23 protein-coding genes are annotated in these 26,961 nt (G+C 53.7%); 4 read left to right on the top strand and 19 right to left on the bottom strand.

Annotated elements, in window-relative coordinates; translation table 11 throughout:
- Window positions 1-71: 71 nt before the first annotated feature.
- The 7 genes from aspS to MHH78_RS09945 all read right to left on the bottom strand — a co-directional run bounded on the left by aspS (window position 72) and on the right by MHH78_RS09945 (window position 8,457).
- The gene (gene aspS / locus MHH78_RS09975) at window positions 72-1,850 is read right to left on the bottom strand and encodes an aspartate--tRNA ligase (protein ID WP_341167293.1); all 1,779 of its coding nucleotides are present in this window, start codon (window positions 1,848-1,850) and stop codon (window positions 72-74) included.
- Window positions 1,851-1,900: 50 nt separating this feature from the next.
- A complete protein-coding gene (gene hisS, locus MHH78_RS09970; RefSeq protein WP_076081671.1) occupies window positions 1,901-3,160 on the bottom strand; it encodes a histidine--tRNA ligase in 1,260 nt (419 codons plus the stop codon).
- A gap of 1,017 nt (window positions 3,161-4,177) precedes the next feature.
- A complete protein-coding gene (locus tag MHH78_RS09965) occupies window positions 4,178-4,639 on the bottom strand; it encodes a hypothetical protein (RefSeq protein ID WP_036732344.1) in 462 nt (153 codons plus the stop codon).
- Between the two features lie 59 nt (window positions 4,640-4,698).
- A complete protein-coding gene (locus MHH78_RS09960) occupies window positions 4,699-5,205 on the bottom strand; it encodes a type 1 glutamine amidotransferase domain-containing protein (protein ID WP_036732345.1) in 507 nt (168 codons plus the stop codon).
- A gap of 258 nt (window positions 5,206-5,463) precedes the next feature.
- Window positions 5,464-5,619, bottom strand: a complete 156-nt coding sequence (locus MHH78_RS09955) for a hypothetical protein (RefSeq protein ID WP_209872300.1) — start codon at window positions 5,617-5,619, stop codon at window positions 5,464-5,466.
- A 182-nt stretch (window positions 5,620-5,801) separates the two neighbouring features.
- Complete coding sequence (gene dtd, locus MHH78_RS09950) at window positions 5,802-6,245, bottom strand: D-aminoacyl-tRNA deacylase (protein WP_341167292.1); 444 nt, start codon at window positions 6,243-6,245, stop codon at window positions 5,802-5,804.
- 28 nt (window positions 6,246-6,273) lie between these two features.
- Window positions 6,274-8,457, bottom strand: coding sequence for a RelA/SpoT family protein (locus MHH78_RS09945; protein WP_036732347.1), 2,184 nt, complete (start codon window positions 8,455-8,457; stop codon window positions 6,274-6,276).
- A 313-nt stretch (window positions 8,458-8,770) separates the two neighbouring features.
- Between MHH78_RS09945 and uraA the strand changes: the two genes are divergently transcribed.
- Complete coding sequence (gene uraA, locus MHH78_RS09940) at window positions 8,771-10,081, top strand: uracil permease (protein WP_341167291.1); 1,311 nt, start codon at window positions 8,771-8,773, stop codon at window positions 10,079-10,081.
- Between the two features lie 112 nt (window positions 10,082-10,193).
- Here uraA and MHH78_RS09935 read toward each other — a convergent pair whose 3' ends face one another.
- From MHH78_RS09935 to MHH78_RS09910, 6 genes are all read right to left on the bottom strand, one after another.
- Window positions 10,194-10,712 carry an adenine phosphoribosyltransferase gene (locus tag MHH78_RS09935; protein WP_036732465.1) on the bottom strand — a complete coding sequence of 173 codons (519 nt, stop codon included), beginning with the start codon at window positions 10,710-10,712 and terminating at the stop codon, window positions 10,194-10,196.
- 82 nt (window positions 10,713-10,794) lie between these two features.
- A complete protein-coding gene (gene recJ, locus MHH78_RS09930; protein ID WP_341167290.1) occupies window positions 10,795-13,197 on the bottom strand; it encodes a single-stranded-DNA-specific exonuclease RecJ in 2,403 nt (800 codons plus the stop codon).
- Between the two features lie 29 nt (window positions 13,198-13,226).
- The gene (locus MHH78_RS09925; protein WP_209872317.1) at window positions 13,227-14,192 is read right to left on the bottom strand and encodes a cation diffusion facilitator family transporter; all 966 of its coding nucleotides are present in this window, start codon (window positions 14,190-14,192) and stop codon (window positions 13,227-13,229) included.
- 121 nt (window positions 14,193-14,313) lie between these two features.
- Window positions 14,314-15,213, bottom strand: coding sequence for a protein translocase subunit SecF (gene secF, locus MHH78_RS09920; RefSeq protein WP_076081676.1), 900 nt, complete (start codon window positions 15,211-15,213; stop codon window positions 14,314-14,316).
- Window positions 15,203-16,456 (bottom strand): protein translocase subunit SecD, encoded by a 1,254-nt coding sequence (secD, locus tag MHH78_RS09915; protein ID WP_076081677.1) that lies wholly within the window; start codon window positions 16,454-16,456, stop codon window positions 15,203-15,205. Before secD ends, secF begins: the two co-directional genes overlap by 11 nt.
- Before the next feature lie 233 nt (window positions 16,457-16,689).
- Window positions 16,690-16,941 (bottom strand): post-transcriptional regulator, encoded by a 252-nt coding sequence (locus MHH78_RS09910; RefSeq protein WP_036690543.1) that lies wholly within the window; start codon window positions 16,939-16,941, stop codon window positions 16,690-16,692.
- Window positions 16,942-17,155: 214 nt separating this feature from the next.
- Here MHH78_RS09910 and spoVB point away from each other — a divergent pair, with 214 nt between their 5' ends.
- Window positions 17,156-18,757 (top strand): stage V sporulation protein B, encoded by a 1,602-nt coding sequence (gene spoVB / locus MHH78_RS09905; protein ID WP_076081678.1) that lies wholly within the window; start codon window positions 17,156-17,158, stop codon window positions 18,755-18,757.
- On the opposite strand, the gene MHH78_RS09900 is transcribed toward spoVB, so the two are convergent.
- Window positions 18,754-19,563 (bottom strand): DUF421 domain-containing protein, encoded by an 810-nt coding sequence (locus tag MHH78_RS09900; protein WP_341167289.1) that lies wholly within the window; start codon window positions 19,561-19,563, stop codon window positions 18,754-18,756. The genes spoVB and MHH78_RS09900 overlap by 4 nt on opposite strands.
- 200 nt (window positions 19,564-19,763) lie before the next feature.
- Here MHH78_RS09900 and MHH78_RS09895 point away from each other — a divergent pair, with 200 nt between their 5' ends.
- Both MHH78_RS09895 and MHH78_RS09890 read left to right on the top strand, forming a co-directional pair.
- Window positions 19,764-20,156, top strand: coding sequence for a TIGR04086 family membrane protein (locus tag MHH78_RS09895; protein ID WP_076081680.1), 393 nt, complete (start codon window positions 19,764-19,766; stop codon window positions 20,154-20,156).
- Between the two features lie 99 nt (window positions 20,157-20,255).
- Window positions 20,256-21,095 (top strand): phosphatase PAP2 family protein, encoded by an 840-nt coding sequence (locus tag MHH78_RS09890; RefSeq protein WP_341167288.1) that lies wholly within the window; start codon window positions 20,256-20,258, stop codon window positions 21,093-21,095.
- An 89-nt stretch (window positions 21,096-21,184) separates the two neighbouring features.
- On the opposite strand, the gene yajC is transcribed toward MHH78_RS09890, so the two are convergent.
- From yajC to ruvB, 5 genes are all read right to left on the bottom strand, one after another.
- Window positions 21,185-21,499 carry a preprotein translocase subunit YajC gene (gene yajC / locus MHH78_RS09885; RefSeq protein ID WP_036732365.1) on the bottom strand — a complete coding sequence of 105 codons (315 nt, stop codon included), beginning with the start codon at window positions 21,497-21,499 and terminating at the stop codon, window positions 21,185-21,187.
- A gap of 45 nt (window positions 21,500-21,544) precedes the next feature.
- Complete coding sequence (gene tgt / locus MHH78_RS09880) at window positions 21,545-22,681, bottom strand: tRNA guanosine(34) transglycosylase Tgt (protein ID WP_036690552.1); 1,137 nt, start codon at window positions 22,679-22,681, stop codon at window positions 21,545-21,547.
- Between the two features lie 21 nt (window positions 22,682-22,702).
- Window positions 22,703-23,731: a tRNA preQ1(34) S-adenosylmethionine ribosyltransferase-isomerase QueA gene (gene queA, locus MHH78_RS09875; protein WP_076081681.1), complete on the bottom strand. Its 1,029-nt coding sequence runs from the start codon at window positions 23,729-23,731 to the stop codon at window positions 22,703-22,705.
- Between the two features lie 17 nt (window positions 23,732-23,748).
- On the bottom strand, window positions 23,749-25,851 hold the full coding sequence (locus MHH78_RS09870; protein ID WP_076081682.1) for a SpoIID/LytB domain-containing protein: 2,103 nt from the start codon (window positions 25,849-25,851) through the stop codon (window positions 23,749-23,751).
- Window positions 25,852-25,946: 95 nt separating this feature from the next.
- On the bottom strand, window positions 25,947-26,954 hold the full coding sequence (ruvB, locus tag MHH78_RS09865) for a Holliday junction branch migration DNA helicase RuvB (protein WP_036732369.1): 1,008 nt from the start codon (window positions 26,952-26,954) through the stop codon (window positions 25,947-25,949).
- Window positions 26,955-26,961 lie beyond the last annotated feature (7 nt).

Here is a 26,961-nt window from a genome sequence, read left to right as displayed (position 1 = left end):
CAGCCTCCTTGGGCAAGGCTTCCGGGACGTCACTATGCTCTCCTGGTGCGCCCCGTCAGTCCATAGTTGATTTATTTCTTTTCTTTTTCCGGTTTCGGTGCCAGCTTGATGTGCAGCTGCTCCAGCTGTCCCGCATCCACCGGGGACGGGGCATCCATCAGCAGGTCCGTTGCACTTGCCGTCTTAGGGAAGGCAATGGTCTCACGCAGGTTCGTGCGGCCCGCCAGCAGCATAATCAGACGGTCGAAGCCAAACGCGATGCCGCCATGCGGAGGCGTGCCGTATTCAAAGGCATCCATCAGATAGCCGAATTTCTCATAGGCCAGCTCCTGCGAGAAGCCGAGTGCATTGAACATTTTCTCCTGAACGTCACGCTTGTAGATACGCTGGGAACCGCCGCCCACCTCGTAGCCGTTCAGCACCAGATCATACGCCTGTGCACGGATGGCGCCAGGATCGGTATCGAAGAGATGCAGGTCTTCGTCCATCGGACGTGTGAACGGGTGATGCTCAGCCACATAACGCTTCTGGTCCTCATCGTAGCCGAGAAGCGGGAATTCCGTTACCCAGGCGAATTTGAACACACTGTCGTCGATCAGACCAAGCTGGCGGCCGATCTTCAGACGCAAGGCGCCAAGCACATCGGCTACCACCTTCTTGGTGTCAGCGGAGAAGAGCAGCAGGTCGCCATCCTCGGCACCTGTGCGCTCCTTCACGGCAGCGATTTCTTCCTCGGAGAAGAACTTCACAATCGGTCCCTTGAACTCGCCGTCTTTGACCTGAATCCAGGCCAGACCCTTGGCGCCGTAGCGTGCAGCGTATGGTCCAAGATCGTCAATTTCCTTACGGGTCCATGTACCGCAGCCCTTAGCGTTCAGACATTTCACTTCTCCGCCCTTCTCAATCACGGAAGCGAATACCTTCACACCGCTCTCAGCAACAATATCATTCATCTCTACCAGCTCCAGGCCAAACCGCAGGTCCGGCTTGTCGGAGCCGTATTTGCCGATCGCTTCGGCATAGGTCAACCGCTGGAACGGTGCGGACACCTCTACTCCCACCGTCTCCTTCAACAGGCGCTGCATGAGCTTCTCCATCATCGCCAGCAGCTCATCCTGCGGCATGAACGAGGTCTCAATATCGAACTGCGTGAATTCCGGCTGGCGGTCAGCGCGCAGGTCTTCATCGCGGAAGCAGCGGGCCATCTGGTAATAACGCTCGATGCCGCCAACCATCAGCAGCTGCTTATAGATCTGCGGCGACTGCGGAAGCGCGAAGAATTCTCCTTCATGCACACGGCTTGGCACGAGATAGTCGCGTGCGCCTTCCGGTGAGCTTTTGGTCAGGATCGGCGTTTCTACATCGATGAAGCCTTCATTGTCGAGGAAATCGCGGAAGATCTTAGCCGACTTGGAACGAAGCAGCAGCGTCTTGTGCATCTCCGGACGGCGCAGGTCCAGGTAACGGTATTTCATACGCAGGGATTCGTCTACTTCCACTCCGTCTTCGATGAAGAATGGAGGCGTCTTGGCCGCATTCAGCACTTCGATGTCTGTAATCTGTACTTCGATCTCACCGGTCGGCAGGTTGCGGTTAACGGTCTCCTCATCGCGCTTAACCACCGTACCTGTCACGGACAGCACGTATTCACTGCGGACCTTATCGGCAATCTGCAGCGCTTCTCCGGAATAGTCAGGGTTGAATACAATTTGTACAATCCCTGTCCGGTCGCGCAGATCAATGAACAGCACCCCTCCAAGGTCACGGCGGGTCTGCACCCAACCGTTCAATGTTACTGTCTCACCGATACTTGCTGTCGTTAATTGTCCACAGTTATGGCTTCTGGTCATCTTTTATCCTACCCCTTCATGATTAAAATTACATATGCTTGCCTTTTCGCCTAATTCTGAATCAGCGCCTCTGCCAGCTCGTCCAGCTTCACAGTCCGCTGCTCGCCGGTCTCCATCGACTTCAGTGCGATGACGCCGCTATTCAGCTCGTCTTCACCAAGAATCGCCGTATAACGGGCTGACATACGGTCCGCCGACTTCATCTGTGCCTTCATCTTGCGTCCCAGGTAATCGCGCTCCGCAGAGAATCCAAGACTGCGCAGACGGAACAGCTGCTTCGTGATCTCCAGATCTGCTGCTTCACCTAATGCGACGAAGTACACATCCAGCGGCTTCGCCGCTTCCAGCGCCACACCCTGATTCTCCAGAATCAGCAGAATCCGCTCCAGGCCAATCCCGAACCCGATGCCCGGTTGATCCGGCCCGCCGATCTCCTCGACCAGACCGTTGTACCGGCCGCCGCCGCCCACCGTGTCGATAGAGCCAATGCCTGCCGCTTTATACTCAAACGCTGTATGCGTGTAATAATCAAGGCCGCGCACCAGGCGGGGGTTGATGCTGTACTCCACACCCATCACATCCAGATGCCCCTTCACCTTCGTAAAATGCTCTGTACACTCTTCATCCAGGCTGTCCAGAATAGAAGGTGCACCGCCGAACTTGTCCTGATCAACCTTGCAGTCCAGCACGCGCAGCGGGTTGCGTTCCATCCGCCGCTGGCAGTCGCTGCACAGGCTCTCTCTCATCGGTCTCAGGAAATCCAGCAGCTTCTCGCGGTAAGCCGCACGGCTCGGCGCATTGCCGACCGAGTTCAGCTCTACCCGCACATCCTTCAGCCCCAGATCAATGTAGAACTGGTATCCCAGCGAGATGACTTCAGCATCAATCGCCGGGTCCACCGCGCCGAACGCTTCGATGCCGAACTGATGGAACTGGCGGTATCTGCCGGCCTGCGGACGCTCATAACGGAACATCGGTCCGATATAATACAGCTTGCTGACATCCGGCTCCCCGTACAGCTTGTTCTGGACATACGCGCGTACCACGCCTGCTGTCCCTTCGGGACGCAGCGCCAGATCGCGGTCGCCCTTATCCTTGAAGGTATACATCTCACCTTCTACAATATCCGTTGTTTCGCCGACTCCGCGCTCGAACAGCCCGGTGTGCTCGAACAGCGGGGTGCGGATCTCCCGGTAATTGAAGCGGCGGCACAGCTCTCTGGCCTTAGCCTCCACAACCTGCCATTTCTCTACTGCACCCGGCAGCACATCCTGTGTACCTGTTGGTTTTTCAAATCTTTCTTTAGCCACAGTCTATCCCTCCTGAAAATAACCCCTTAAAACAGCAAAAAACCCCTCATCCCTGTTCAATTACAAACAGGGACGAGGGATTATCATAACCAATAATTCACCCGTGGTACCACCCACATTCCGGGCTTAGCAACTTGCTCTGCGTAAGCTCCGCTCTAAGCGGTTAACGCCCGCCTACGCGCAATCGGCTACTGACTGTAGGCAATCCTGCTGCCTGCGTTCGCCGTGCGTTCTCGGGGAGGTCATTCGTCCGTTCATCAACAGAATCCTTACAGCCTTGCGGATCAGCGTGCGGTCCTCCTTACCTGGACGACAGCCATGATCTGCGGGATTCCTCTCTGGGGTTGTGGGTTACGGATTACTTGGTCCCGTCATCAAAACAATATAAACTTACCTATACTGTTAGATTCTACTGAACCACTGCGCTAAAGTCAAGGATTGAATAAAATAAGCTGCCACGAGCCAGCGTTCCTTCAGCCAAGTGGACTGAAATACCGCTATTGGGGCAAAAACTCCTCATTCTCAGCTTAAGCGGACTCAGATTCCGCTATGCACCTACATATGCCTCGTTAATCGCTCAAATCAGCCTAATAACGGAATGTCAGTCCGCGTCTGCCTCAAAATAACGGTTTTTGGACAAATAGGCGCTTCTCAGTCCGCTTCACTCTGCTGGCACTCACTCTTTCGCCAACCCTAAAAATAAAAAAGTGACCTGCAGCCGATTGCTGCAGGTCCATCATCATATATTATAAAAAAGGGGGTCATGCTTCTATTATAAACACGCTATATTAAGGAATCATGAATGTAGTGTTACAGTTGCATTACAGAAAAGAAAGCGTTTCACCAAGCCGTCCAAATTCCCGCTGTCATGCTAATCCATAGGTTACACCATCCCCCAGCTCCTGTCTATATCTATGACGCTGTCCTCGCCTTTTATTCTGCATATAAAACAGCTCCAGCCTCTCCATAACGGAGGGCTGGAGCTGAAATGTATACCGGCGGGAACCGCGGTCCCTTTTAATCAAAAATCTCCACATAGGCCTGCTTGCCGCGCAGAACCTCTACAACCTCGTTGTAATGATTCTCGGCTACCTTGAGATCCATCACATAATGCAAGTGCTCCAGGTCACTGCTTGTCAGCTCTTCCCCTCTATGCACTTCGCCCTCCGTGCGTACTTCATCGGCGCGTACTTCATCCGTACGTTTCAGATCATCCTCTGCCGCAACTGCCGGAACAATGGCCGCCCCGGACCCCATACCTGTTGCACCTCCGGCAGCGTATACGCCTCCGGCACCTGTTGAAGCGGTATTGGTGGAACCCAGCGGGATCAGAATGTTGCGCCGGTTATTTACTCCATTATCCAAAGGGTCCGTTAACGCCGATACCTCAATCCCCTCTACACCGTAAGGAATCAAAGAAGTCTTAGCACCTTCCGCTGCATCTTCTGTACTGAAATAGGCTTGGATTCTTCTAGTCATTGTAAATCCCTCCCATAAAGTTGTATTATGCCAAACGGGTTATGCATGTATTTCTTGTATTACAACACCTTAAGCAGCTCACGCACAAAAGCGGGCTCATCCTTGGGTGTGCGTGAAGTAATGTAATTGCCGTCTACGACGACCTCTTCATCCTTGAACTCCGCACCGGCATTGATCAGATCATCCTTCAGCGGCGGATAGGAGGTAAGTGTGCGGCCTTGCAGCAATTCAGCGCTGATCAGAATCTGCGGGCCGTGGCAGATCGCGGCAATCGGCTTGCCTGCACGGTCAGCATCCTTCACGAATTGCAGAATATCCGGGTCAAGACGAAGATTCTCCGGCGAAGATCCGCCCGGAATGACTATCGCATCATACTCTGCAGCCGTGACCTCGCTGATCGCTTTATCGGCGGCATAGGATACGCTTCCTTTTTTGCCGAGCAGGGTCTCATTTTTCTTCAGACCGATGATTTCTGCCTGATGTCCTGCCTGCAGAACTTCTTCGTAAGGAACCTTCATTTCAGAATCTTCAAAGTCATTGGCGAGTAGAAAAGCTACTTTACTCATGAGATCCATATCTCCTCTCTAGGGCTGCTGTCGTCTCGTCAATCTATTACCCTCATTCCCCCGTTTTATAACGAAGCCTAAGCATTTCCCGTAAATTCTGTACCGTCCCTAATGCCTACGCGCCAAGTGGAAACGACTTTGCCGTCCTTTTACAGGACGGTACCGTTTAAGCGAGAAATAGAAGGATAATGGATAGCGTGAAACCTATACATTCTTATATTTTCAAAAAAATCCACTCCCCGCATACCTTCGCTCCAGTTAGGTACGCGGCAAAAGACCGCGGCCTCTACGCTGGAGTCCCTGCGGTTCCTTCGGGTCCCCGGCTTCCTTGGCTGTCGCTGAGGCTTCGGTCATCGACCCGGCCACGTGGGCCTGAATCATGTTCCACATCCATGCTTTTGGTGCTTGTCTCATTCTGCTTGCTCCCCGCACTTGAATAATGGTGCATCATTCATAGTCTATCCAGCCAGGGCTGCTGCTATCCCGCTTGGTTAACTAGAAGCAAAAAAGACCCCACCTTGTGGAGTCCCGTGATGTATCTTATCAAGTGGAAACGGCTTTGCGTCCTTTATAGCGGCGTCTGCCCGGCTCTAATCCTAACCCTTGCTGTCCAGCAGCAGCGTAACCGGTCCCCAGTTGGTCAGGGCGACATCCATCATCGCTCCGAACACGCCGGTCTCAACCTGTAGCCCTCCGGCACGCAGCATCTGGTTGAAGTAGTCGTAGAGCCGCTCTGCCTCAGCCGGAGCCGCTGCCGCCATGAAGTTAGGGCGTCTGCCCTTGCGGCAGTCCCCGTACAGCGTGAACTGGGAGACGGACAGAATGGCCCCGCCGGCCTCCGTCACACTATGGTTCATTTTACCGGCCGCATCCTCAAAAATCCGCAGTCCGGCAACCTTGTCAGCCAAATACTTGGCATCCTTCTCTGTATCCTCATGGGTTACGCCGACCAGCAGCAGCAGGCCCTCTCCAATCGCTCCGGTCACTGCTCCGTCCACCGTCACACTGGAGTTCTTGCAGCGCTGCACAACGACTCTCATCTATCCTTCAGCTCCTTGCCTTAGTACCTTATTGCATGATGCGGTTAACGGTATATACATCCTTGACCCGCTTCACTTTGTCGACCACAGACTGCAGGTGATCGGTATTGCGGATCAGAATTGTCATATGGATCATCGCCATCTTATTCTTGTCGGAGCGCCCGGTGACCGCTGAAATATTGGTCTTGCTCTCCGATACCGCCTGCAGCACTTCATTCAGCAGCCCGTTGCGGTCATGGCCGGTAATCTCAATATCGACGCTGTAATTAGCCTCCATGCTGCCTTCCCACTCCACTTCGATTACACGGGCTGCTTCCTCCCCGTCCATCTCATTCGGAATGTTCGGACAATCCTCACGGTGTACCGATACGCCCCGTCCACGGGTCACATATCCGATGATATCGTCGCCCGGCACAGGATTACAACATCGTGCGAAGCGTACCAGCAGATTGTCGATCCCCTTGACACGGACCCCGTTGGTCGGCTGGTTGCGCTTCTCTCCGCTGGATTTGATCGCCTTCATCTCGGAGGTAAGCTCCAGATGGCCTGCGGCCTCCTCCTGGTCCTTACGCAGCTTCTCAGTCAGCTTGGAGGCGATCTGCGCTGCGGTAATCCCGCCGAAGCCGACCGCTGACAGCATATCCTCCACATCATTGAAGGCGAACTTCTTCGCAGCCTCGGACAATTTGTCCTCCGTCAGCCAGTCAGAGACCTCCACGTTCAGGCGCTTCAGCTCGCGTTCGATGGCCTCCCGGCCCTTCTCCACGTTCTCCTCGCGCTTCTCCTTCTTGAACCACTGCTTGATCTTGCTCCGCGCATGTGAGGACTGGGCAATCTTCAGCCAATCGCGGCTTGGACCGTAAGAATTCTTCGAAGTCAGAATCTCCACGATATCCCCGGTCTTCAGCTTATGGTCAAGCGGAACAATACGCCCGTTCACCTTGGAGCCGATTGTCCGGTTCCCGACCTCGGTATGAATGCGGAACGCGAAATCCAGCGGCACCGAGCCGGCAGGCAGCTCCACTACCTCACCCTTAGGCGTGAATACGAAGACCAGATCAGAGAAAAAGTCCATCTTCAGCGATTCTACAAATTCTTCGGCATCCTTGGCTTCGTGCTGAAGCTCCAGAATCTCGCGGAAGAACGGCATCCGGTTCTCGGGATTGACGTTGTTGTTGCTGCTGCCTTCCTTATACGCCCAGTGGGCGGCGATCCCGAATTCGGCCGTGCGGTGCATCTCCCAGGTGCGGATCTGAACCTCCGTCGGCTCTCCTCCCGGACCTACTACGGTTGTATGCAAAGACTGATACATGTTCGCCTTGGGCATAGCAATATAGTCCTTGAAACGGCCAGGCATCGGCTTCCAAAGCGTATGAATAATGCCCAAAGTGGCATAACAATCCTTAATATTGTCGACGATAATGCGGATAGCCAGCAGATCATAGATCTCGTTGAACTGCTTGTTCTTCGTGTTCATCTTGTTATAGACACTGTAGATATGCTTCGGGCGTCCCGAGAGATCGCCTTCGATGCCCATTTCATCGAGCTTGGCGCGGATGCGGCCGATGACACTGTCAATGAACTGCTCGCGTTCTGCCCGCTTCTTGTGTACAAGATTCGCAATCCGGTAGTACTGCTGCGGGTTCAGATAACGGAGTGCAATATCCTCCATCTCCCACTTGATCGCAGAGATCCCCAGCCGGTCCGCAATGGGACAAAAGATCTCCAGCGTCTCATAAGAAATCCGGCGCTGACTCTCTTCAGACTGGTATTTGAGCGTACGCATATTATGCAGACGGTCCGCCAGCTTAATCACGATCACCCGGATATCCTGGGCCATAGCGATGAACATCTTGCGGTAGTTCTCGTTCTGCTGCTCTTCCTTGGAGCGGAAGCGGATGCGTTCCAGCTTGGTCAGGCCGTCTACCAGCATGGCGCAGGTATCGCCAAATTTCGTGCGGATCTGCTCCAGGGACACCGTCGTATCTTCCACAACATCATGCAGCAGCGCAGCAATAATGGATATGACATCCATCTGCATATTGACGACAATATCTGCGACCGCCAGCGGATGCAGAATGTATGGCTCCCCCGACTTCCGTACCTGCCCGTGATGAGCCTGATCGGCGAATTCATAAGCTTCACGGATGCGGAGAAGATCTTTTTCTTTTATATAGGCGCCAGCCTTTTCGGTTAGTTGCTCTATGCCCATTCTCGTCGTATCCGTTTCCCTTCTATAATAAAATGAACCTGCAAGCATGCAGAATTTGCAGGTTCCATACGTTCCCGGCTGCATTGCGCTCAGGTTAAAGTTGTCTATAATTATGACGCTTACGAGGGATTCCGTCAACACTTGCCATAGCGTGGTATTCCTGTCAGGGAAAGGGTCAAGAAAAGACAATTTTGTGGCACGGATAAAAATGTTGTTGTAAAAACCCGCTGTTCTATTTAATCTAGTAAAGGCGGTTTTTTATATAAATAAGAATTGTCAAATCAAATTAGATCAGAAAGAGAAGTGAACTCCATTGCAACGCGAAATTCAAGTTAACGAAAGACTCCCTTGGGGCCCGGGCTTCCTCCTGAGTCTTCAGCATCTGTTCGCCATGTTCGGCAGCACCGTGCTTGTTCCCAACCTGTTCGGGGTAGATCCCGGCATGATCCTGCTGATGAACGGTATCGGCACCTTGCTCTACATTCTGATCTGCCGCGGCAAAATCCCCGCCTATTTGGGTTCAAGCTTCGCCTTCATCTCTCCGGTGCTGCTTGTGCTGAAAGAGCATGCCGGCGACCATGAGCGCGGATATTCGCTTGCATTGGGCGCTTTTATCGTAACTGGTGTTATATTCATTCTTGTGGCTTTAATTGTACGTTATGCCGGTACCGGCTGGATTGATATTGTATTCCCTCCGGCAGTTATGGGAGCGATTGTGGCCACGATTGGACTGGAGCTTGTACCTGTAGCCGCACGCATGGCCGGACTGATTGCTCCTGAGGGTGTGGCCACCGCCGACTGGACGCCTGACGGCAAAGCCATTACCCTGTCGCTCGTCACGCTGGGTGTTACCGTGCTCGGCTCCGTGCTGTTCCGCGGCTTCCCCAAAATCATTCATATCCTCATCGGTATTGTTACCGGTTATGTACTCGCTTATATCTTGGGTGAGGTGAATACTGGTGCCATCTCTCAAGCAAGCTTCCTCTCGCATCCCACGATCATTACCCCATCCTTCAACTGGCAGGTCATTCTGACTATTATTCCTGTATCACTTGTGGTCATTGTGGAGCATATCGGCCATTTGCTGGTCACCAGCAATATCGTGGGCAAGGATCTGACCAAGGACCCGGGACTGGACCGCTCACTGATGGGTAACGGGATTTCAACAGTACTCTCCGGGTTCCTGGGTTCTACGCCTAATACAACCTATGGTGAGAATATCGGCGTTATGGCTCTGACCAAGGTGTACTCGGTATATGTTATCGCGGGGGCTGCTGTAATCGCCATCGTGCTGTCGTTCTCCGGAACGTTCTCCTCGGTCATTGCCAACATTCCGCTGCCGGTTATGGGCGGTGTATCCCTGCTGCTGTTCGGTGTTATTGCGGCGTCGGGTCTGCGTATCTTCGTTGAACAGAAAGTCGATTTCTCCAAAGCCACCAACATGATTCTGGCTACGCTCGTCCTGGTGGTCGGCATCAGCGGCATTTCGCTGAAGCTTGGCGGTGTAGAGCTGAAAGGCATGGCACTGGCGACTATCGTCGGTATGGTGCTCGCCCTGCTCTTCAAGCTGATCGAGATTCTGGGCCTGTCCAATGAACAGGAATCTGACAAATCGGCACATTAAATAACTCACATCTGTTATTATCCACCTAGCGCATCAACAAAAAGCGGACTGCTGTCTTCATTCGACAGCAGTCCGCTTTATATTTCCCGGGAAAAGTTGCCGGGCACGACGATTAATCCTCGTAAGTCAACAAGGTAACCACTTCAATATCCGACAGCTTGTCCCGTCCGGCCAGAGCCGTCAGCTCGATCAGGAATGCAGCGCCGACCACTTGTCCGCCAAGCTGTTCCACCAGGTTTACTGACGTAGCAATCGTCCCTCCGGTAGCCAGCAGATCATCCGCAATCAGCACCTTCTGGCCGGGCTTGATCGCATCGGTATGCACAGCGAGGGTATCCTTGCCGTATTCCAGATCATAGCCCACTTCGATTGTCTCATAAGGAAGCTTGCCGCTTTTGCGGATCGGCACGAAGCCTACACCCAGCGCGTAAGCCAGCGGTGCGCCCACTACAAAGCCACGCGCCTCCGGTCCGGCAATGACATCGATCTCCAGGTGGGCCACGAGAGCTTTAAGCTCATCGATGGCTGCACGGTACGCAGCGCCGTCCTTCAGCAGTGTAGTAATATCTTTGAAGCTGATTCCAGCCTGGGGGAAATCCGGAATTACGCGAATATTGTTTTTGAAATCCAACATCATCATCTCCTAAAAGTAAGCGGGGATCACCCCCGCTGAAGTTACTCAAACCAAATGACCGTGACAGCATGTGTAGCTGTTATGAGGCCCCTAAACGCCGTGACAGCATGAATTCCTGCAATTCACTGCGGCTGCCTTCCATGAAATACTGCTCCATCTCCGCCGTCTTGCCCAGTCTTACGAAATGCTCTGATGTGCTCAGACTCTTGGCAGCAGGCTGCGGGACAAAGGTGATCTTGCCGCCGCTGCGCTCAATGAAGTCAAGCTCATCGAACACATCCAGCATTCTGCTCACCATACGCACACCAAGCGCCGACTGGCGGCTGAGCCGCAGCAGCACTTCTTGCTCAGGAGTTGGAGTTGCAGCGATTGCGGCAATCCATTGATATAACGATTTGAAATGATCACGGGTAGGAACCTGCAGCCGGTCACGCCCGTCACGGATCGAATGCAGCAGGGCAATGTTCTCCGCCCCCGGAAAAGCAGTGAACAGTGCTTCCAGCTGCTCCGGAGACTCCGGCATATCAAGCACACAGAGCAGTGACAGTCCCTCTCCGTCACGCGTGCCCTCCGGCTGATGTACAGCCGAGATCCCGGCAGACTCATCGTATACCCAGAGGGACATGTCCTTCAGATCACGCAGCGGCGTTGTCCGGCTGTTCTGGAAGACCGCTGCACTCCGGCCGGGACTGCTGCCGCTATAGGTGCGGAGCAGCTCCTGAATATGCGCCGCCTGCTTGACGGCATCGGCCGCGCCGCGCAGATCGAACAGCTGCGCCTTCGGCACCGCAAGATCCTGCAGCATCAGCTGAGGCTTGCGCGAGCCGTTCCATTCATTGACGGACAGTTCTGCCAGAACATCCACGACTGTACCATCCGGAAGCAGATCAGCCAGCGGCCCCTTGCCGAAGGCTACAGCTTCAATCGTCAGCTTGTCCTGCTGGAGCACAAGCTTCAGGTGCTTGCCCTCCTGACCCATCTTCCGTGTCTCCTTCACAACTGCTCCGCGCAGAATGAATCTCGGCAGCGGATTGGCCATGCCGAACGGCGCAAGCCGCTCCAGCTCAAGCGCAGCCTGGAGGGTCAGATCGGCAATGGATACCTCCCCGTCCGCAGCCGTAACAGCTACGAAGTCATCCGGTGTCAGAACAGACGCAGCATAGCTATTCAGCGCCGCATCGAAGGCTTCCAGCTTGCCCTGCGGCAGACTCATCCCGGCAGCGGCCGGATGTCCTCCGAAGTGGTCCATCAATTCGGCGCATGAGGATAAGGCTGCATAGATATCCAGGCCCGGGATGGAACGGGCAGAGCCCTTGCACATCCCGGTCTCCGGATGAATGTCCAGAATAATAACCGGACGGTAATACCGCTCGAGCAGCTTGGAGGCCACAATGCCGACTACGCCGACATTCCAGCCCTGGTCCGCCAGCACTATAATATCCGGCAGTCCGCTCCGGCTGATTCTCTCCTCCAGCTTGGCTGTGGCTTCGGTGACAATTCGCTCGACAACCAGTTGGCGTTCCTTGTTCAGCAGATCCAGCTCTCCGGCAAATTGCTCAGCTTCTGCCGCATCTTCCGTGGTCAGCAGTGTAACCGCCCGGCCAGCATGATCCAGTCTTCCGCTGGCATTAATACGCGGCGCCATCCCGAAGGCGATATTCACCGCACTGACGGTGTTCATCGCAATACCGCCCACCGAGAGCAGCGCACGGATGCCCGGAAACGACGAATTCCGCATGCTGCTGAGGCCTCTGCGCACCAGACTGCGGTTCTCGCCCAGCAGCGGCATCAGATCAGCAACGGTACCTATAGCGGCAATCTCACACCATTCCTCTGGCACTTCACTGCCAAGGAGCGCCTCAGCCAGCTTGTAAGCCACCCCCACTCCAGCCAGACCCTTGAAGGGATACGGGCAGTCCGGCAGCTTCGGGTTAATCAGGGCATACGCCTCGGGCAGCAGCTCCGGCGGCTCATGATGATCCGTGACAATAACATCAATGCCCAGCTCCGAGGCATAGGCAATCTGATGATAGGCACTGATACCAGTATCAACCGTAATGACGAGAGATACACCCTGCTGGACCGCCCAGTCCAGCGCATGATTATGCAGTCCATAGCCTTCATTGGAGCGATGGGGAATATAAATATCAAAAGAGGCCCCAAGATGACGCAGAAGGTAGATCATCAGCGCAGTGCTGGAAACCCCGTCCGCATCATAATCACCATACACCAGAATATGCTCTTCCTCTTGCAGTGCCTTCTGTATCCGCGGCACCGCTTCAGCCATTCCTTTGAGCAAGAATGGATCATGTCTATCTTCCGCTCCTGAATCCATGAATACCCGTGCCTTGTCGGCGGTATCCATCCCTCTTTGCACCAGCAGTGAAGAAAGGAGCGGAGAAATAGAAAGGCTCCGGGCCAGTTCCGAAATACGCTCGGAATCGGCTGCCGGAGATTGCCAGCTTGTTTTTGAATGAAGCAATACAGTTCACCTTTCTCTCACCTTGCAGACTACTGAAGCAGCGTGGGAATATCGTTGTCCACAAGCTCGTGATTGCTTTTATAAGGATAACCCGGATCATACGGCACAACATCCATATGAACCTCGCCTACATGAACGAACCGGTGCTGCAGCAGCTTGCGGGCACATTCTGAAATATCCTGGGCCTCCATCACGCTGATCCGCGGATTCACACTAATCTTCACATGCAGATTCACATAACTGCCTTCCTCCAGCGCCCGGAGCTGCTCCACCCGGATGACTCCATGCACCCGCTGAACCGTCTCAATGAAGCTGGCTGCTTCCTCAGAAGGAAGCTCCTGAATCTTCTTGCTGTATACAGAGGAAGCAATTAACGAATAGCCTTTGCGGAGAATCAGACATCCGGTCAGCAGAGCTGCTATGGGGTCCATGTAGAGCAGAGGATGCCAGTTCAAGTATCCTCCAGTTATGGCCAGGGCAATTCCGATAAATACAGTTATAGAGGTGTACAGGCTGAACCGGTGGCTATCGGCATAAGCAGCATGACTGCCGTCACCCTTTTTTTTGAAATAACGGTACTGGTATTGAAATACAGCCTCTTTGAACACAATGCACAGCAGGACAGCAACAAGCGCTGACTCCTCCGGTGCCGACAGATGTCCCCTTGTCAAATCACGGATAGCCGAGAAAGCAACCTGCAACCCGCCCATAATAATCAGCACAGAGAACAGAATAGCCGCCATCGGCTCCTTGCTTCCTTGCGCAGCCCGGCCGCGTTCCGCTGAGCCTTCTGCCTTGTGGCTCTGCTTCAGGTTCCACGGAATCACCCCCGCCAGTCTGGCAGCGGCATCTGCTCCGGAATAGATTGCATCCCCCAACAATGCCTTGCTGCCTGACAGATAACCGATACTACCCTTGGCTAGAGCGAGTAGAACATCACTAAGGATTCCGGTCCAGGCAACAGTTTGTTTCCGGGGTAATGGTTTGTCATTCATAACGAGGCCCTCCTTACCACTAGCAGGTAAACTCATGATGATGAAATCAAGCAAGACGCCCTGACCCGAAGATTCCGAAAAGCCGCGTCGCTACAGACGCGGCTTACAGAATAACCGGGTGTTAGGCTTTGGCCGGGGTCTTCGCAGCAGGCTTCTGGTTCTTTTTCAGGAGCAGCCAGAGCGGACTTGCGATGAAGATCGATGAATAGGCTCCGAAGAGCAGACCGATAACCATAGCAAGCGAGAACATACGGATCGACTCCCCGCCCATAATCAGCAGGAAGAATGCGGCAATAAATACAGTGAAGGCTGTATAAAGAGAACGCATGAGTGTCTGCATTACACTTTTGTTAACCAGGTGCTTCAGATCCTCATACGACTTCTGCTTGCCGAAGCGCAGATTCTCGCGGATCCGGTCAAAGATAACGATGGTATCGTTAATCGAGTAACCGATAATGGTCAGCACCGCGACAATGAAGGTGATGTCTACCTCCAGACGGAAGATCGAGAAGACCGCCACTACCATGAATGCGTCATGAAGCAGCGCCACAATGGAAGCCAGCGCAAAACGCCATTCAAAACGGATACTTACATAGATGATAATCCCGATACTGGATAACAGCACGGAATAGATCGCATTGCGGGCCAGTTCCTTAGCCATCTCAGTATCTACGGTATTGATTTCAAAAGACGCCTTGTCATCAATCTTGTTGATTGACTTCTTGAGGGTCTCACTTTGTGCATCACTCAGCTCTTGATCATAGCGGATGTTGACCCGCTTGTCGCCGATGGTAACGGTTGGTTCATGCTCGATGCCCGCATCCTTCAGAGCCGGCTGCAGCTCAGCCAGCGTGACACTCTTGGAGAGCGCTACGTCCACATTGGACCCGGCCTTGAAGTCAACGCTGTAGTTCAGGCCGAAGGTTGCCAGAAAGACGAGCCCCGCCACAGTAAGGGCAATCGAGAAGATATAGAAGAATTTACTTAAATGTACGAAATCAAGCTCTTTCTTAAAGCGCACTGATGTCACTCTCCTTTACCCCAAATTGCTTCGGCTTTTTGAGTGCGCCGGCTTTAACCAGCACAGTCAGCAGCCAGTGGGCAAAATAAAGGTTTGTTACAATACTAAGTACAATTTCCACGATCAGAATCAGTGCGAAGCCTTTAACCGCACCCGTACCGAAGGCGAACATGACAGCCGCTACGATAATAGTGGTTACATTCGCATCCATAACTGTACGGAAGGAGGTCTTGTTCCCTGCTTTGACGGAAGACATAATGCCCTTCCCGCTGCGCATTTCTTCCCTGATCCGTTCATTGGTAATGATATTGGCATCGACGGCCATCCCTATACCGAGGATGAACGCGGCGATCCCGGGAAGGGTCAGTGTAAAGTCTGCCAGGACAAATACCAGAATCAGCAGCCAGGTGTGCAGGATCAGCGCAAAGCTGGCCAGTACGCCCGGAAGACGGTACATAAGCAGCATGAAGATCAAAATAATCACAGAACCGACAATCCCGGCTCTGACGGTCTCATCCAAGGATTGCTTACCCAGTGTAGCCCCTACGCTCTGGGAATATTTCTCTGTCAGCTTCAGCGGCAAAGCACCGAGGTTGATTGTATCGGCAATCTCGCGGGCTTCATCCAGTGTATATCCCCCGGAGATCGAAGCCTTACCATCGGTCAGGACAGCTCGTACCGTTGGAGGCGAAGATAACAGGTTCTCATCCAGATAGATGGCGAGTTCCTTACCCAGCAGGCGCTCGGTAATCTCTGCGAATTTCTTCTTGTCTTTGATGGAGATGCTGATTTCGGGCCGGTTCAGTTGATCGCGTTGAACCTCTGCCGCACCTTCAACAAAGTCACTGCCTACCAGCTCAATCTTGCTGTACACCCCGGGAGCATCCCCTTCATTGGCACTGCGGAAGGTCAGAACTGCGGGTTCTTTCATTTTCTTGCGGACCTCTGCTTCGTCGGTTACACCTGCGATCTTCAGACGGATGCGGTCCGTACCTTCGGTGGTCACCTCAGGCTCGCTGGTTCCGAGTGCATTCGCCCGCTTCTCGAGGCTCTCTGCAGTCTTCTGCAGCGAAGCGCGGGTCAGAGTTCCTCCCGTATCCATTGGCTCGGCGTGGTACAGAATTTCGAATCCGCCCTTGAGGTCAAGACCCAGACGGACTCTGTCCAGCAGCCCGGGAGTAGTAAATACCATGACGCCCGTTAGAACGACCACGGTAATGATAAAGCTCAACATTCTCTTCATGCTCTAGCTAGTTCCCCTTTCATTACTTCAATATTCCTATTATAGCTACGTGCGAAATGACCGTCAATTCAGAAGGAATGACGGTGTCTTGATTCACACAAAGAAACGGCAGGTTCTGCTGCAAAGCGAAGATACCTCCGTTTGATAGGACAAGTCTGAACACTCTTTACTTACTTTACTGCTTCCTGTACCCGTTTGCAAAAGAAAATCGTTCCTTTTGACAAATCCCCCCGTTAATTCAATCCCCGGTAGGCCGCCAAGGTCAGATAAGTCATATAACTGCCTGACTTGAGTGAATAAATGTCATTGACCAGCCTGTGCAGGGGAGGTCTTCCCTCCTTGGCATAATTGCGGCTGATGCAATCCCAAATATCCTTACCGGTCACATATTCATAGCCGAGGAGCCGGAATTCCTCCGCTTTGCTGATGCACATGGCTTCGATATCTTCACTAAGCTCGTCATATCTCCATTGTTCCGATTCCACGTGCAGGCACCTCCAAAGATTCCTCATTTACGTATGCTCAGTGGTACGTATTCGACCCTGCGCTCACACTTTCCTGCTTAAGACCAAAAAACTTGTCTACAGAATGCTTGTCATGCAGCGCACCTGTACCGGCATATCCTTATACAAGCCTGGCTTGGTTATGGCGGTAATTCACCTGCAGTTTCATCTCATATGTAGGAAGAAGGAGTGCCCTGTGAGGAAACAGACCTTTATACAAGGAACGATCATCCTGCTGCTCGCCGGTATCATTAACCGGATGCTTGGCTTCATTCCCCGGATTGCCCTGCCCCGGATCATCGGCGCTGAGGGGGTGGGTCTGTATCAGCTCGGATACCCGTTTTTCATTGTGCTCATTACGGTAATTACGGGGGGAATCCCGCTGGCGATTGCCAAGCTGGTTGCCGAAGCCGAAGGAGAGAACCGCCCGGAGCAGTCGCGTAAAATCCTGCAAACCGGCCTCGCTCTCAGCCTGTCGCTGGGCATTGTGTTCACCTTCGTCGCCCTGTTCAGCGCCTCCTGGGTATCCAGCGTTCTTCTGACAGACCAGCGTGTCTATTATACCTTCGTCAGCATGACCCCCATGATCGCCATCGTCGCCGTTTCATCCATCTACCGGGGATACTTTCAAGGCAGGCAGAACATGATTCCCTCGGCCTTCTCCTCCGTGCTGGAATCGGTCATCCGGATCTTCTTCATGCTGTGGTTCTCCTGGATGCTGCTGCCGAAGGGCATCGCCTTTGCGGCTGCGGGTGCTATGCTTGGCGTGACTGTGGGGGAGATCGCCGGAATGCTGGCCCTGCTGGGGCAATATTATTTTAACGACAAAAAAGACAGGTCTGAACTCCCGCCAAACGTGGAACCTATGGTTCAGGATACGCAGGGCAGTGCCGGACGCGAACCCGCGCAGACGACTACACCTGTCTTCAAGCGTCTCATCGGCATTTCAATACCGGTAACTGCCGGACGACTGATCGGCTCATTCTCTTACCTTCTGGAATCGATTATTACCGTGCGCAGCCTCGCGCTCGCCGGAATCGCAGCCGCCGCTGCAACCGCACAATATGGTTCCTTGCAGGGAATGGTGATTCCGCTGCTGCTGCTGCCGGGTGTGCTCAGCTCCTCGCTGGCCGTCTCCCTTGTCCCTTCCTTATCCGAGGCCGCCGCCCGCAACGATTTGCCCACGATTCATAAAAGAATGCACCAGGCCCTGCGGCTAGCCATGGTGACCGGTGCCCCGTTTGCTGCTGTTATGTATATTCTTGCCGTACCGCTCTGTACGCTAATGTACGGCAATGCGGCGGATACGGCCCCTATGCTTAGGATGATGGCCCCGTTCGCTGTGTTTCTCTATGTCCAGGCCCCGCTGCAGGCTGCCCTTCAGGCCATGGACCGCCCAGGCAAGGCACTGATCAATACGCTGATAGGAGCCGTTGTCAAAATTCTGCTGATTCTCCTGCTGGCCTCCCGGCCCGAGTACGGCATTCTGGGCGCCATCATCGCCATTATGGTCAACAGCTTACTTGTCACGCTTCTGCACGGCTACAGTGTAGTCAAGCTCACCGCCATGTCCTTGCGCTGGTCGGACCCGCTCAAAATCCTGGCCGCTACGGTCATCATGGCCGCCGGGATGTCGTATGTCTATACTTCTGTTCCAATCTCACAGTCGCAGTGGATACAATTCTTAGCTGCTGCTGCCTGCGGCATGGCCATCTATCTGAGCATCTGCCTGTTATCGGGGCTGATCTCCAGGCGTGACCTGGAACGGGTGCCCTTTTTCAGACGCTGGCGCAGTTAGGTTGGCTTCCCCTTATCCGGGCTGATCGGGGCAATATAGAGTTCTCCCTTATGATCCACGGAGCACAGGAAAACATCCCGGAAATCAGAGACACCCTTCTGCCGGATCTGGGTTCTAAGCCAGAACCGGTTCTTGCCGATCATCTCAAGATTGCCGTCCTGCACCTTCCCGTCCATAATCAGCGGAATCGGCAGTCCTTCATAACGGATCTTATGCTTCGGCAGCTTCACCGAAGCAGAGTCACCGCCGGATGATTCAGCATCGCCGGAGTCCTTCTGGCTATCGCCGTTCTTCTCCTTCCGCTCTGCGCCGGAGCTGCTGTTGCCCGACTGATTGGATGAGGTGACGTTGGCATTCTTCTCAATCACCGTTAACTGCCCGCTTGTCTCCAGGATAGCGAACTCCACATCTGCCGGACTGACAATATTCTGCCCGCGGAGCTGCAGCAGCAGATCATCAATATTATACCGCTGCCTGCGCATTTCGCCCCGGTGAATCTTCCCGTCCGAGATCAGAATGCTGGGCCTGCCATCCACCATTAAGCGCAGTTTCCGGCTCTTCAAGCTGAGCTGTGCGACCAGAACTTGAATCAGCACCAGGGTCGCCATAGGAACAACACCATCATAAATAGGCCGCTCGATATCCTCAATCACAAAGACACCGATCTCGGCAATCATGATGGAAATGGTCAGGTCAAATACAGACAGCTTGCCGATTTCACGTTTGCCCATGATGCGCATGCTCAGGAAAATGAAGATATACATCAGCACGGTCAGAAAGATATGGGTCGTAATATGCTGGAACATATTCTCTTCGCTCCCCTTCCGCTACTCCCCCATACTGGCGGATTAATGTACCCCTATTCTGACCTGACCGTAAAGGGAACATTCGGAAAGCTGCTGATTAATTACTGGTAAAAGTCATACCGCCTATTCTTGTACTATTGGGGCAAGCCTCCCCATACAATAATTAGTATCCGGTTAACAAACTTTTAGGGGGTTTTACCATGTCTCTGATCAGGCGTCTATTCTCATGGAAAATATCTAGTCCGGTATTATCGGGTTTAATCCGCTCGTTCCTGTGGATGATGCTGGGTGCGTTCATCCTCTCCCTCCTGCTCTGGGGCAGCGGACTGCAGGAACAGGATCTCACCATGTACACCTACATTGTGCACGGCGTCGCTGCCGCATTCGGAGGCTTGACCGCAGGCAGCAGGGCCGTCCGCAGAGGCTGGTACCAAGGAGCACTCACAGGCATGTTATACGGACTGGCTGTACTGCTGATCGGATTTTTGGCGCTTGACAGTTCACCGGGGGGAATGGACTTCCTGTGGGTTCTGGCGGCTGCAGGCATTAGCGCACTAGGAGGAATGTTTGGAGTTAATTTACAGAAAACCTAATTAATATAATTTTCGAAAATTGAAACCTTCCCTTGAAAATATGGTACACTACCTATGTCTGACTTCATATGAGCGATTATCAAGGAGGCTTCGAATGCTTTGCTGTATCAGTCCATGAATCTTGTAGTTGTATATACCGTTGCCATTGTTGTGATCTTAATCTGGATCGGCGCACGGCGCAATCCGCTGATGGCCTTAGTTGAAATCGGGAGAGAGCTGCTGAGATCCTATAAATTCACACTCATTATTATAGGCATGTTCAGCATTCTTGCCCTGAATAAATATGAGCTGCAGATCGAAGAAAAGATGCGGCTGACCGCAGATTACACAGGTTTTATCTTCGGCCTGGAGGGGCATTTCGTCCGGATGGTTCAAGAGCTGTTCTACGCTCCCTGGCTGACACCGGTGATTGTCTTCTTCTATATCTTCATGCTGCAGGCCGTGCTGGCAGCCTCACTGGGGATCTATCTGCTGGACAAAAACCGTGTGATTCTCTATGCGACCTGCTACACCATTATTTTAACCTATGCTATCGCTATTCCGTTCTATCTGTACTTTCCGGTCAATGAGGTGTGGTCCTATGCGCCTGCCGGGGTTCGGTTCATCATGCTGGATGTTTTCCCGAAGTTTGAACAGGAATATCGGCCGCTATCCGGCCTCAATAACTGCTTCCCGAGCCTACATACCGCTATCTCCGTATCCATGGCTCTGCTCGCTTACCGCTCAGGCAACCGCCGCTGGATGGTGATCAGTACATTCTCAGCCGTTATTATCGTGTTTGGAATCTTCTATCTCGGCATTCACTGGCTGACCGACATGATTGGCGGCACCCTGCTGGCTGTACTGTCCACGGCTATCGCCGTACCGCTTGCCAAGCTTACCCTGCGCAGCGGGGAACAGGGCTTGAGAGTGCGGGGCCGGGTCACCAATACACGTTAAGGCCCTCAATTCCGTATATGACGTATAAAAAAATCGGCGTTCTCTCGTAAGAGAAACGCCGATTTTTATGTAATTTAGCAGAGAGACTATTACATCTTGTCTTCTACTTCCACAACTGCGTGACTGATCGAGCCCCGGTCAAACGTCAATCGGGTTACATCATTAACCCGCAGAATAACGATGTCATCCGAAATCTCCATGATCGTTCCGTGCAGACCGCCGATGGTAACTACCTTATCGCCCTTCTTCAGCGCTTTGAGCATTCCGTTGCGTGCCTTGGTCTTCTTCTGCTGCGGACGAATCAGCAGGAAGTAGAACACAACAAACATCAGTACAAACGGACCTACCAGACCCAGTATGCTGCCTCCGCCGCCTGTACCTGCTGCCATATAAAACTGTGACATATCATTTCCCCCCTTTCAAGAATAAACATGAACACTCCGTACTCTCTAGAAGCCTTTTAGATTATCATATAATCCGTATTGTGCAAAAAACTCATCGCGAAAATCAAGCAGCCGATCTTCCATGATGGCTTCACGCACTTTACGCATCAATTCCAGCAGGAAGTGTAAGTTATGGTACGTTGTCAGCCGCAAGCCGAAGGTTTCATCGGCCTTAATCAGATGACGCAGATAAGCACGGGAATAGTTCCGGCAGGTGTAACAGGTACACTCCGGGTCCAGCGGCCCGAAATCACGGGCATACTGGGCGTTACGCACGACGAGTCTCCCCTGACTGGTCATTGTTGTTCCATTACGGGCAATACGGGTAGGCAGAACGCAGTCGAACATGTCTATTCCGCGGATTGACCCTTCCAGCAGCGCATCCGGTGAACCTACGCCCATCAAATAGCGCGGTTTCCCTTGCGGCAGCAGCGGAACCGTGTAATCCAGCACTTCATACATAAGCTGCTTGGACTCTCCGACGCTGAGTCCCCCAATAGCATACCCCGGGAAATCCATGGAAGTCAAATCAGCCGCGCTCTGGCGGCGGAGATCCTCATGCATGCCTCCCTGTACGATAGCGAACAGTCCCTGGTCATTCGGACGGGCATGGCTTTTGAGGCAGCGTTCGGCCCAGCGGGTGGTACGTTCGAGCGATTTCTTCACATACTCATATTCAGCCGGATAAGGCGGGCATTCATCGAAGGCCATCATAATATCGGAACCGAGCGCATTCTGGATCTCCATAGCGACTTCGGGAGACAGAAACTTCTTGTCTCCGTTCAGATGGGAGCGGAAATGAACCCCTTCTTCGGTGATCTTACGCATGTCGCTCAGGGAGAATACCTGGAAGCCGCCGCTGTCGGTCAAGATCGGGCGGTCCCAGTTCATGAACTTATGCAGGCCGCCCGCTTCGCCGATGATCTCATGACCCGGACGAAGGAACAGATGGTACGTATTACTCAGAATAATCTGTGCTTCCATCTGCTTAAGCTCTTCAGGACTCATCGTCTTGACAGTAGCCTGGGTGCCCACCGGCATGAAGGTCGGTGTCTCAATAATTCCGTGCGGGGTGTGGACTCTTCCGAGCCGTGCCCCGGATTGCTTACAGGTCTTAATGTGTTCGTAAGTGATTGCTGCCATTGGTTTAACCCTTCCTCTTGCTTAATAAATGAACATTGCATCGCCAAAGCTGAAGAACCGGTACTGCTGCTTAATCGCTTCTTCATATGCGGCGAGAATCAGCTCCCGGCCAGCCAAAGCGCTTACCAGCATGACCAAGGTTGACTTTGGCAGATGGAAATTGGTGATCAGTGCATTAACGACAGTAAATTCATAACCCGGATAGATAAAAATATCCGTCCAGCCGCTGCAAGCCTCAATCGGCCTGCCCTGGCATTGTCTGCCTACGGTCTCCAGGGTCCGGCATGAGGTTGTGCCTACAGCTATTATTCTTCCGCCCCTTGCTCTGGCTTCATTAAGCACATCCGCCGCTGCCTGGGACAGCTCGAAATATTCGGCATGCATGACATGCTCTTCCACAGTCTCGACAGACATGGGACGGAAGGTCCCGAGACCAACATGAAGTGTGACATAGACGATATTCACACCGATGGCTGCAATCTGCTCCAGCAGCTCGGTGGTGAAATGCAGTCCGGCTGTCGGCGCTGCCGCCGAGCCTTCATGCCGGGCATACACGGTCTGATACCGCTCACGGTCATCCAGAGCTTCCTTGATATAAGGAGGAAGCGGCATGGAGCCGAGCCTGTCCAGAATCTCCTGGAAAATCCCCTGATAGATAAAGCGGAGTGTCCGCCCGCCCATATCTGCTTCATCTTCAATCACGGCACGAAGCTCTTCACTGAAGACAATGACCGCGCCGGTCTTCAGCTTCTTGCCGGGCTTCACCAGCGCCTCCCAGCGGTCCCCTTCGAGATTCTTAAGCAGCAGGACCTCCGCCTTGGCTCCGGTATCTTCCTTGACTCCGAACAGTCTGGCGGGAATAACCCGTGTATCATTAAGTACAAGCGTATCGCCCGGGCGGAACTGCCCCAGTATATCCGTGAAATGACCGTGGTCCAGTTGCCCGTTCTCCTTGTCTACCAGCAGCAGTCTGGATGAACTGCGGTCGGCAAGCGGAGTCTGGGCAATCAGCTCCTCCGGCAGATTGAAATCATAAAGTTCAACATTCATAATAGGATCTTCATTCCTTAATTCTTAATTATAGTAACGTTATTAAAATAGTGTTGCAATATTTGCTTATAATCATACCCTTTGTCTGCCATTCCCTTCACGCCCCATTGAGACATGCCGAGTCCGTGCCCGTAACCCCAGCCGATGAAATAGAAGCCCGGACTGCCGGTCACGACTCTTGCGGTCTGATCCGCGCCCATCACGACCGTACCGCTGCCGCTGGACGTCACTTGGCCCGAGGCAGACAGCACTCCGGCCGAGCTGGTGCTGCCGATAGCAGCTGTAGAGCCGTCAGCGCCTAATACAGTATAACTTCCGGCAGGTACAATATCAAACAAGGTGCTAGGCAATCCCCCGAAGGAGGAACGGAACAGATCCGGGTACTTCACCTGCAGGATCTGGCCGTTCGCTTTGACCTCCACTGCTCTTCCTGATGGCCCGCGCCGGGTAACCTCCAGAGTGGTTATAGAAGAGGGCAGAGTGCCGCTGGTCTTGCCGGCCAGGCTCTTCAGCAGTTCGGCTGAAGAATACGGACCTTTGATCCAGCTGTAGCTGCCGGATTCATAGACCTGATTCAGCACTACGGCGTTCTGTCCGGGATTCAGCTTGCCTGCCGGAGCAGCACTGCTGTCAACGACAGGCAGCGGCCGGATATTCACATCCTTGGCAGTGGCTGTGGCAATGGGGAGCCCTGCGGCTGTCTTGCTGCCTGTTAATTTGATGTTATCTTCCCGGGCATAGCCGGAGACGCCGCTGTCCAGCAGTACATAGTACCACTTCTTAGCAGAGCCCACCGCAGCCACATCCTCTGCGCTGGCCACACTGGCATAGTTGCCGCCGCTGTTCCATACTTCCGACGGGTCAGCCGTAACGCCGCCGCTGTTCGAGGAGAATACCGCCTCTACGACCTTGCCGCCGCTCTGCAGCACTTCACCTGCAGTGGCATCGACCGCCTTGATGATTGTGGGTGCTTCTGCACCGATTCCGTTATAGACCTGACTGAGCGTTGTATCCACCACATTGGCAACATCGAAGCGGTTCCCTTGGGACAGCGCGTAGCTGCGCGCGGCTACAGCCTGGGCCTTCAGCGCTTCCTCCGGCCAGCCGGAGGATACCTCTCCCCCCACTACCGCATACAGATATTGCTCCAGCGGAACCACGTTAATGACAGACAATGAACCATTCAGATTTCCAAGCTCCATATCGCCGCGATAGATCCGTTTGGATCGCTCGGTTAGCATAATTCCCTTCTCATTGCCGGATAGGATGAACTTTGCGTCACTTCCGGATAACAGATAGTGAAAAGCCTGGACTTCGCTGTTGAAATCGAGCCCTGCGTCCATACGGATCATTACTCCGGGTGCACCCGGAGCCACAGGCGTTAGAGCAAGCTGAGGAAGCAGCGCAGCTGCCGAAGCAGAGACCGCCGCAAGCTCGCTGTCACTTGACGCCTCGCCTACCCATACCTCGGTACGCGCACTGCCGCCCTCACCGGATATGAATACCGGCCAGGCATCTAAGCCGGCAGTGGTCAGGCTGCCCACTACCGCCTGGGCTTCCTCGAGTGTAGCGTAGGAGCCCGCAGACAGATGCTTGGTTCCGGCCACCGCAGGGGTCTGCCCCTCAGGAATTGCCAGACCGGCCTTGAGGACTGCGTTCAGCCCGTTATTGGCTGCACTCTCACTGGCATAGCCTCCAGTGTATAGCTGATATACCTTGGCTCCGCCTCTCGCAGCCATAAAAATCTGCGGCTTATTGGAAGAAGACTGGAGCTTCTTCGCCGCATCCGCAGCGGTCTGCCAGCTTGGCGTCTCCAGCACCTTCACCCGGTACCCGTCCAGACTGACACGGACCTTGTTCTGGGCCGGAACCGACAATAACGGGCTGCCGCCGGCTGCCGGAAGCAGGCTGAAGCTCTGCTCGGACTGCAGGGTTACCAGCGGTACGGTAGATTTATATTTGCTGCCAATATCGGCATACAGTGCAACCCGGATCGACCCGCCGGAATCGGCGCGGGCGTGATCTGCCGGAATGAGCAGACTGCCTGCTGCAAGCAATGCAGCCAGCGCCCCCCGGCCCAGCAGCCCGATTCCTGTTGTTGTCCACTTCGCAAGTTTCATTGTAGGCCTCCTAAAAAGTATTAATGATACATCCGCTTCGGTGTGTAGCCCAAACAATACGTAAGATGTTGTACTATGGGCAGGATTCTCAGTAATCAGTTCTGCTGCGGGGGAAGCGGAAGGCCAAGATGATGATACGCTGCAGGCGTAACAATGCGCCCGCGAGGCGTGCGCTGCAGGAAACCGATCTGCAGCAGATAGGGCTCGTATACATCCTCAATGGTCTGGCTTTCTTCGCCTATCGTAGCGGCGATGGTATCCAGTCCGACAGGCCCGCCCCGGAAGGAGCTGATCATGGATTGCAGCATCTTATGGTCGATACTGTCCAGTCCCCGGGGGTCCACCTGGAGCATCTTCAGCGATTCAGCAGCAATCTCCGGGGTGATGATTCCGTCGCCCCGGACCTGGGCATAATCGCGTACCCGCTTCAGAAGACGGTTGGCAATCCGCGGTGTCCCCCGGGCCCGCAGGGCAATCTCTTCCGCTGCATCGCCCAGAATCTCGATGCCCAGCAGTTCAGCGTTGCGCGCCACGATGAAGCTCAGTTCATCGATGGTGTAATACTCCAGCCGGCTGACCACTCCGAAGCGGTCACGCAGCGGAGCAGACAGCAGTCCCGCACGTGTCGTCGCCCCAATGAGCGTGAAGGGCGGCAGGTCCAGCCGGACTGACCGTGCGCTTGGCCCCTTGCCGATCATGATATCCAGCGCGAAATCCTCCATTGCCGGATACATGACCTCCTCCACCGTCCGGTGCAGACGGTGAATCTCGTCAATGAACAATACATCGCCTTCCTGAAGGTTCGTCAGCAGTGCTGCCAGATCGCCGGGCCGTTCAATCGCCGGACCGGAGGTGGTCCGCAGATTGACACCCAGCTCGTTGGCAATAATATTGGCCAGCGTCGTCTTGCCGAGACCCGGAGGCCCGTACAGCAGGACATGATCCAGTGCTTCACTGCGCATCTTGGCCGCTTCTATATATATTTTCAGGTTCTCTTTCACCTGGTTCTGGCCGATATATTCACCCAGATAACGGGGACGCAGACTTAATTCCACCGCCTGCTCGTCCATCATCAGATTAGCCGATATAATCCGGTCATCCATTCTTCCT

The organism is Paenibacillus sp. FSL H3-0333, from assembly GCF_038002805.1.
In the GTDB taxonomy this organism is placed as follows: Bacteria; Bacillota; Bacilli; order Paenibacillales; family Paenibacillaceae; genus Paenibacillus_AQ; species Paenibacillus_AQ silagei.
Note: the sequence above shows the minus strand (reverse complement) of the source record. Positions and strands in the feature narration are given on the sequence as shown.

Excerpts from the sequence above, each read along its gene's own strand:
- aspS (WP_341167293.1), bottom strand. The coding sequence starts at position 1,850 with ATGACCAGAAGCCATAACTGTGGACAATTAACGACAGCAAGTATCGGT.
- MHH78_RS09965 (WP_036732344.1), bottom strand. The coding sequence starts at position 4,639 with ATGACTAGAAGAATCCAAGCCTATTTCAGTACAGAAGATGCAGCGGAA.
- MHH78_RS09960 (WP_036732345.1), bottom strand. The coding sequence starts at position 5,205 with ATGAGTAAAGTAGCTTTTCTACTCGCCAATGACTTTGAAGATTCTGAA.
- MHH78_RS09955 (WP_209872300.1), bottom strand. The coding sequence starts at position 5,619 with ATGAGACAAGCACCAAAAGCATGGATGTGGAACATGATTCAGGCCCAC.
- dtd (WP_341167292.1), bottom strand. The coding sequence starts at position 6,245 with ATGAGAGTCGTTGTGCAGCGCTGCAAGAACTCCAGTGTGACGGTGGAC.
- MHH78_RS09945 (WP_036732347.1), bottom strand. The coding sequence starts at position 8,457 with ATGGGCATAGAGCAACTAACCGAAAAGGCTGGCGCCTATATAAAAGAA.
- MHH78_RS09925 (WP_209872317.1), bottom strand. The coding sequence starts at position 14,192 with ATGAATGACAAACCATTACCCCGGAAACAAACTGTTGCCTGGACCGGA.
- secD (WP_076081677.1), bottom strand. The coding sequence starts at position 16,456 with ATGAAGAGAATGTTGAGCTTTATCATTACCGTGGTCGTTCTAACGGGC.
- MHH78_RS09900 (WP_341167289.1), bottom strand. The coding sequence starts at position 19,563 with ATGTTCCAGCATATTACGACCCATATCTTTCTGACCGTGCTGATGTAT.
- MHH78_RS09895 (WP_076081680.1), top strand. The coding sequence starts at position 19,764 with ATGTCTCTGATCAGGCGTCTATTCTCATGGAAAATATCTAGTCCGGTA.
- yajC (WP_036732365.1), bottom strand. The coding sequence starts at position 21,499 with ATGTCACAGTTTTATATGGCAGCAGGTACAGGCGGCGGAGGCAGCATA.
- tgt (WP_036690552.1), bottom strand. The coding sequence starts at position 22,681 with ATGGCAGCAATCACTTACGAACACATTAAGACCTGTAAGCAATCCGGG.
- queA (WP_076081681.1), bottom strand. The coding sequence starts at position 23,731 with ATGAATGTTGAACTTTATGATTTCAATCTGCCGGAGGAGCTGATTGCC.
- MHH78_RS09870 (WP_076081682.1), bottom strand. The coding sequence starts at position 25,851 with ATGAAACTTGCGAAGTGGACAACAACAGGAATCGGGCTGCTGGGCCGG.
- ruvB (WP_036732369.1), bottom strand. The coding sequence starts at position 26,954 with ATGGATGACCGGATTATATCGGCTAATCTGATGATGGACGAGCAGGCG.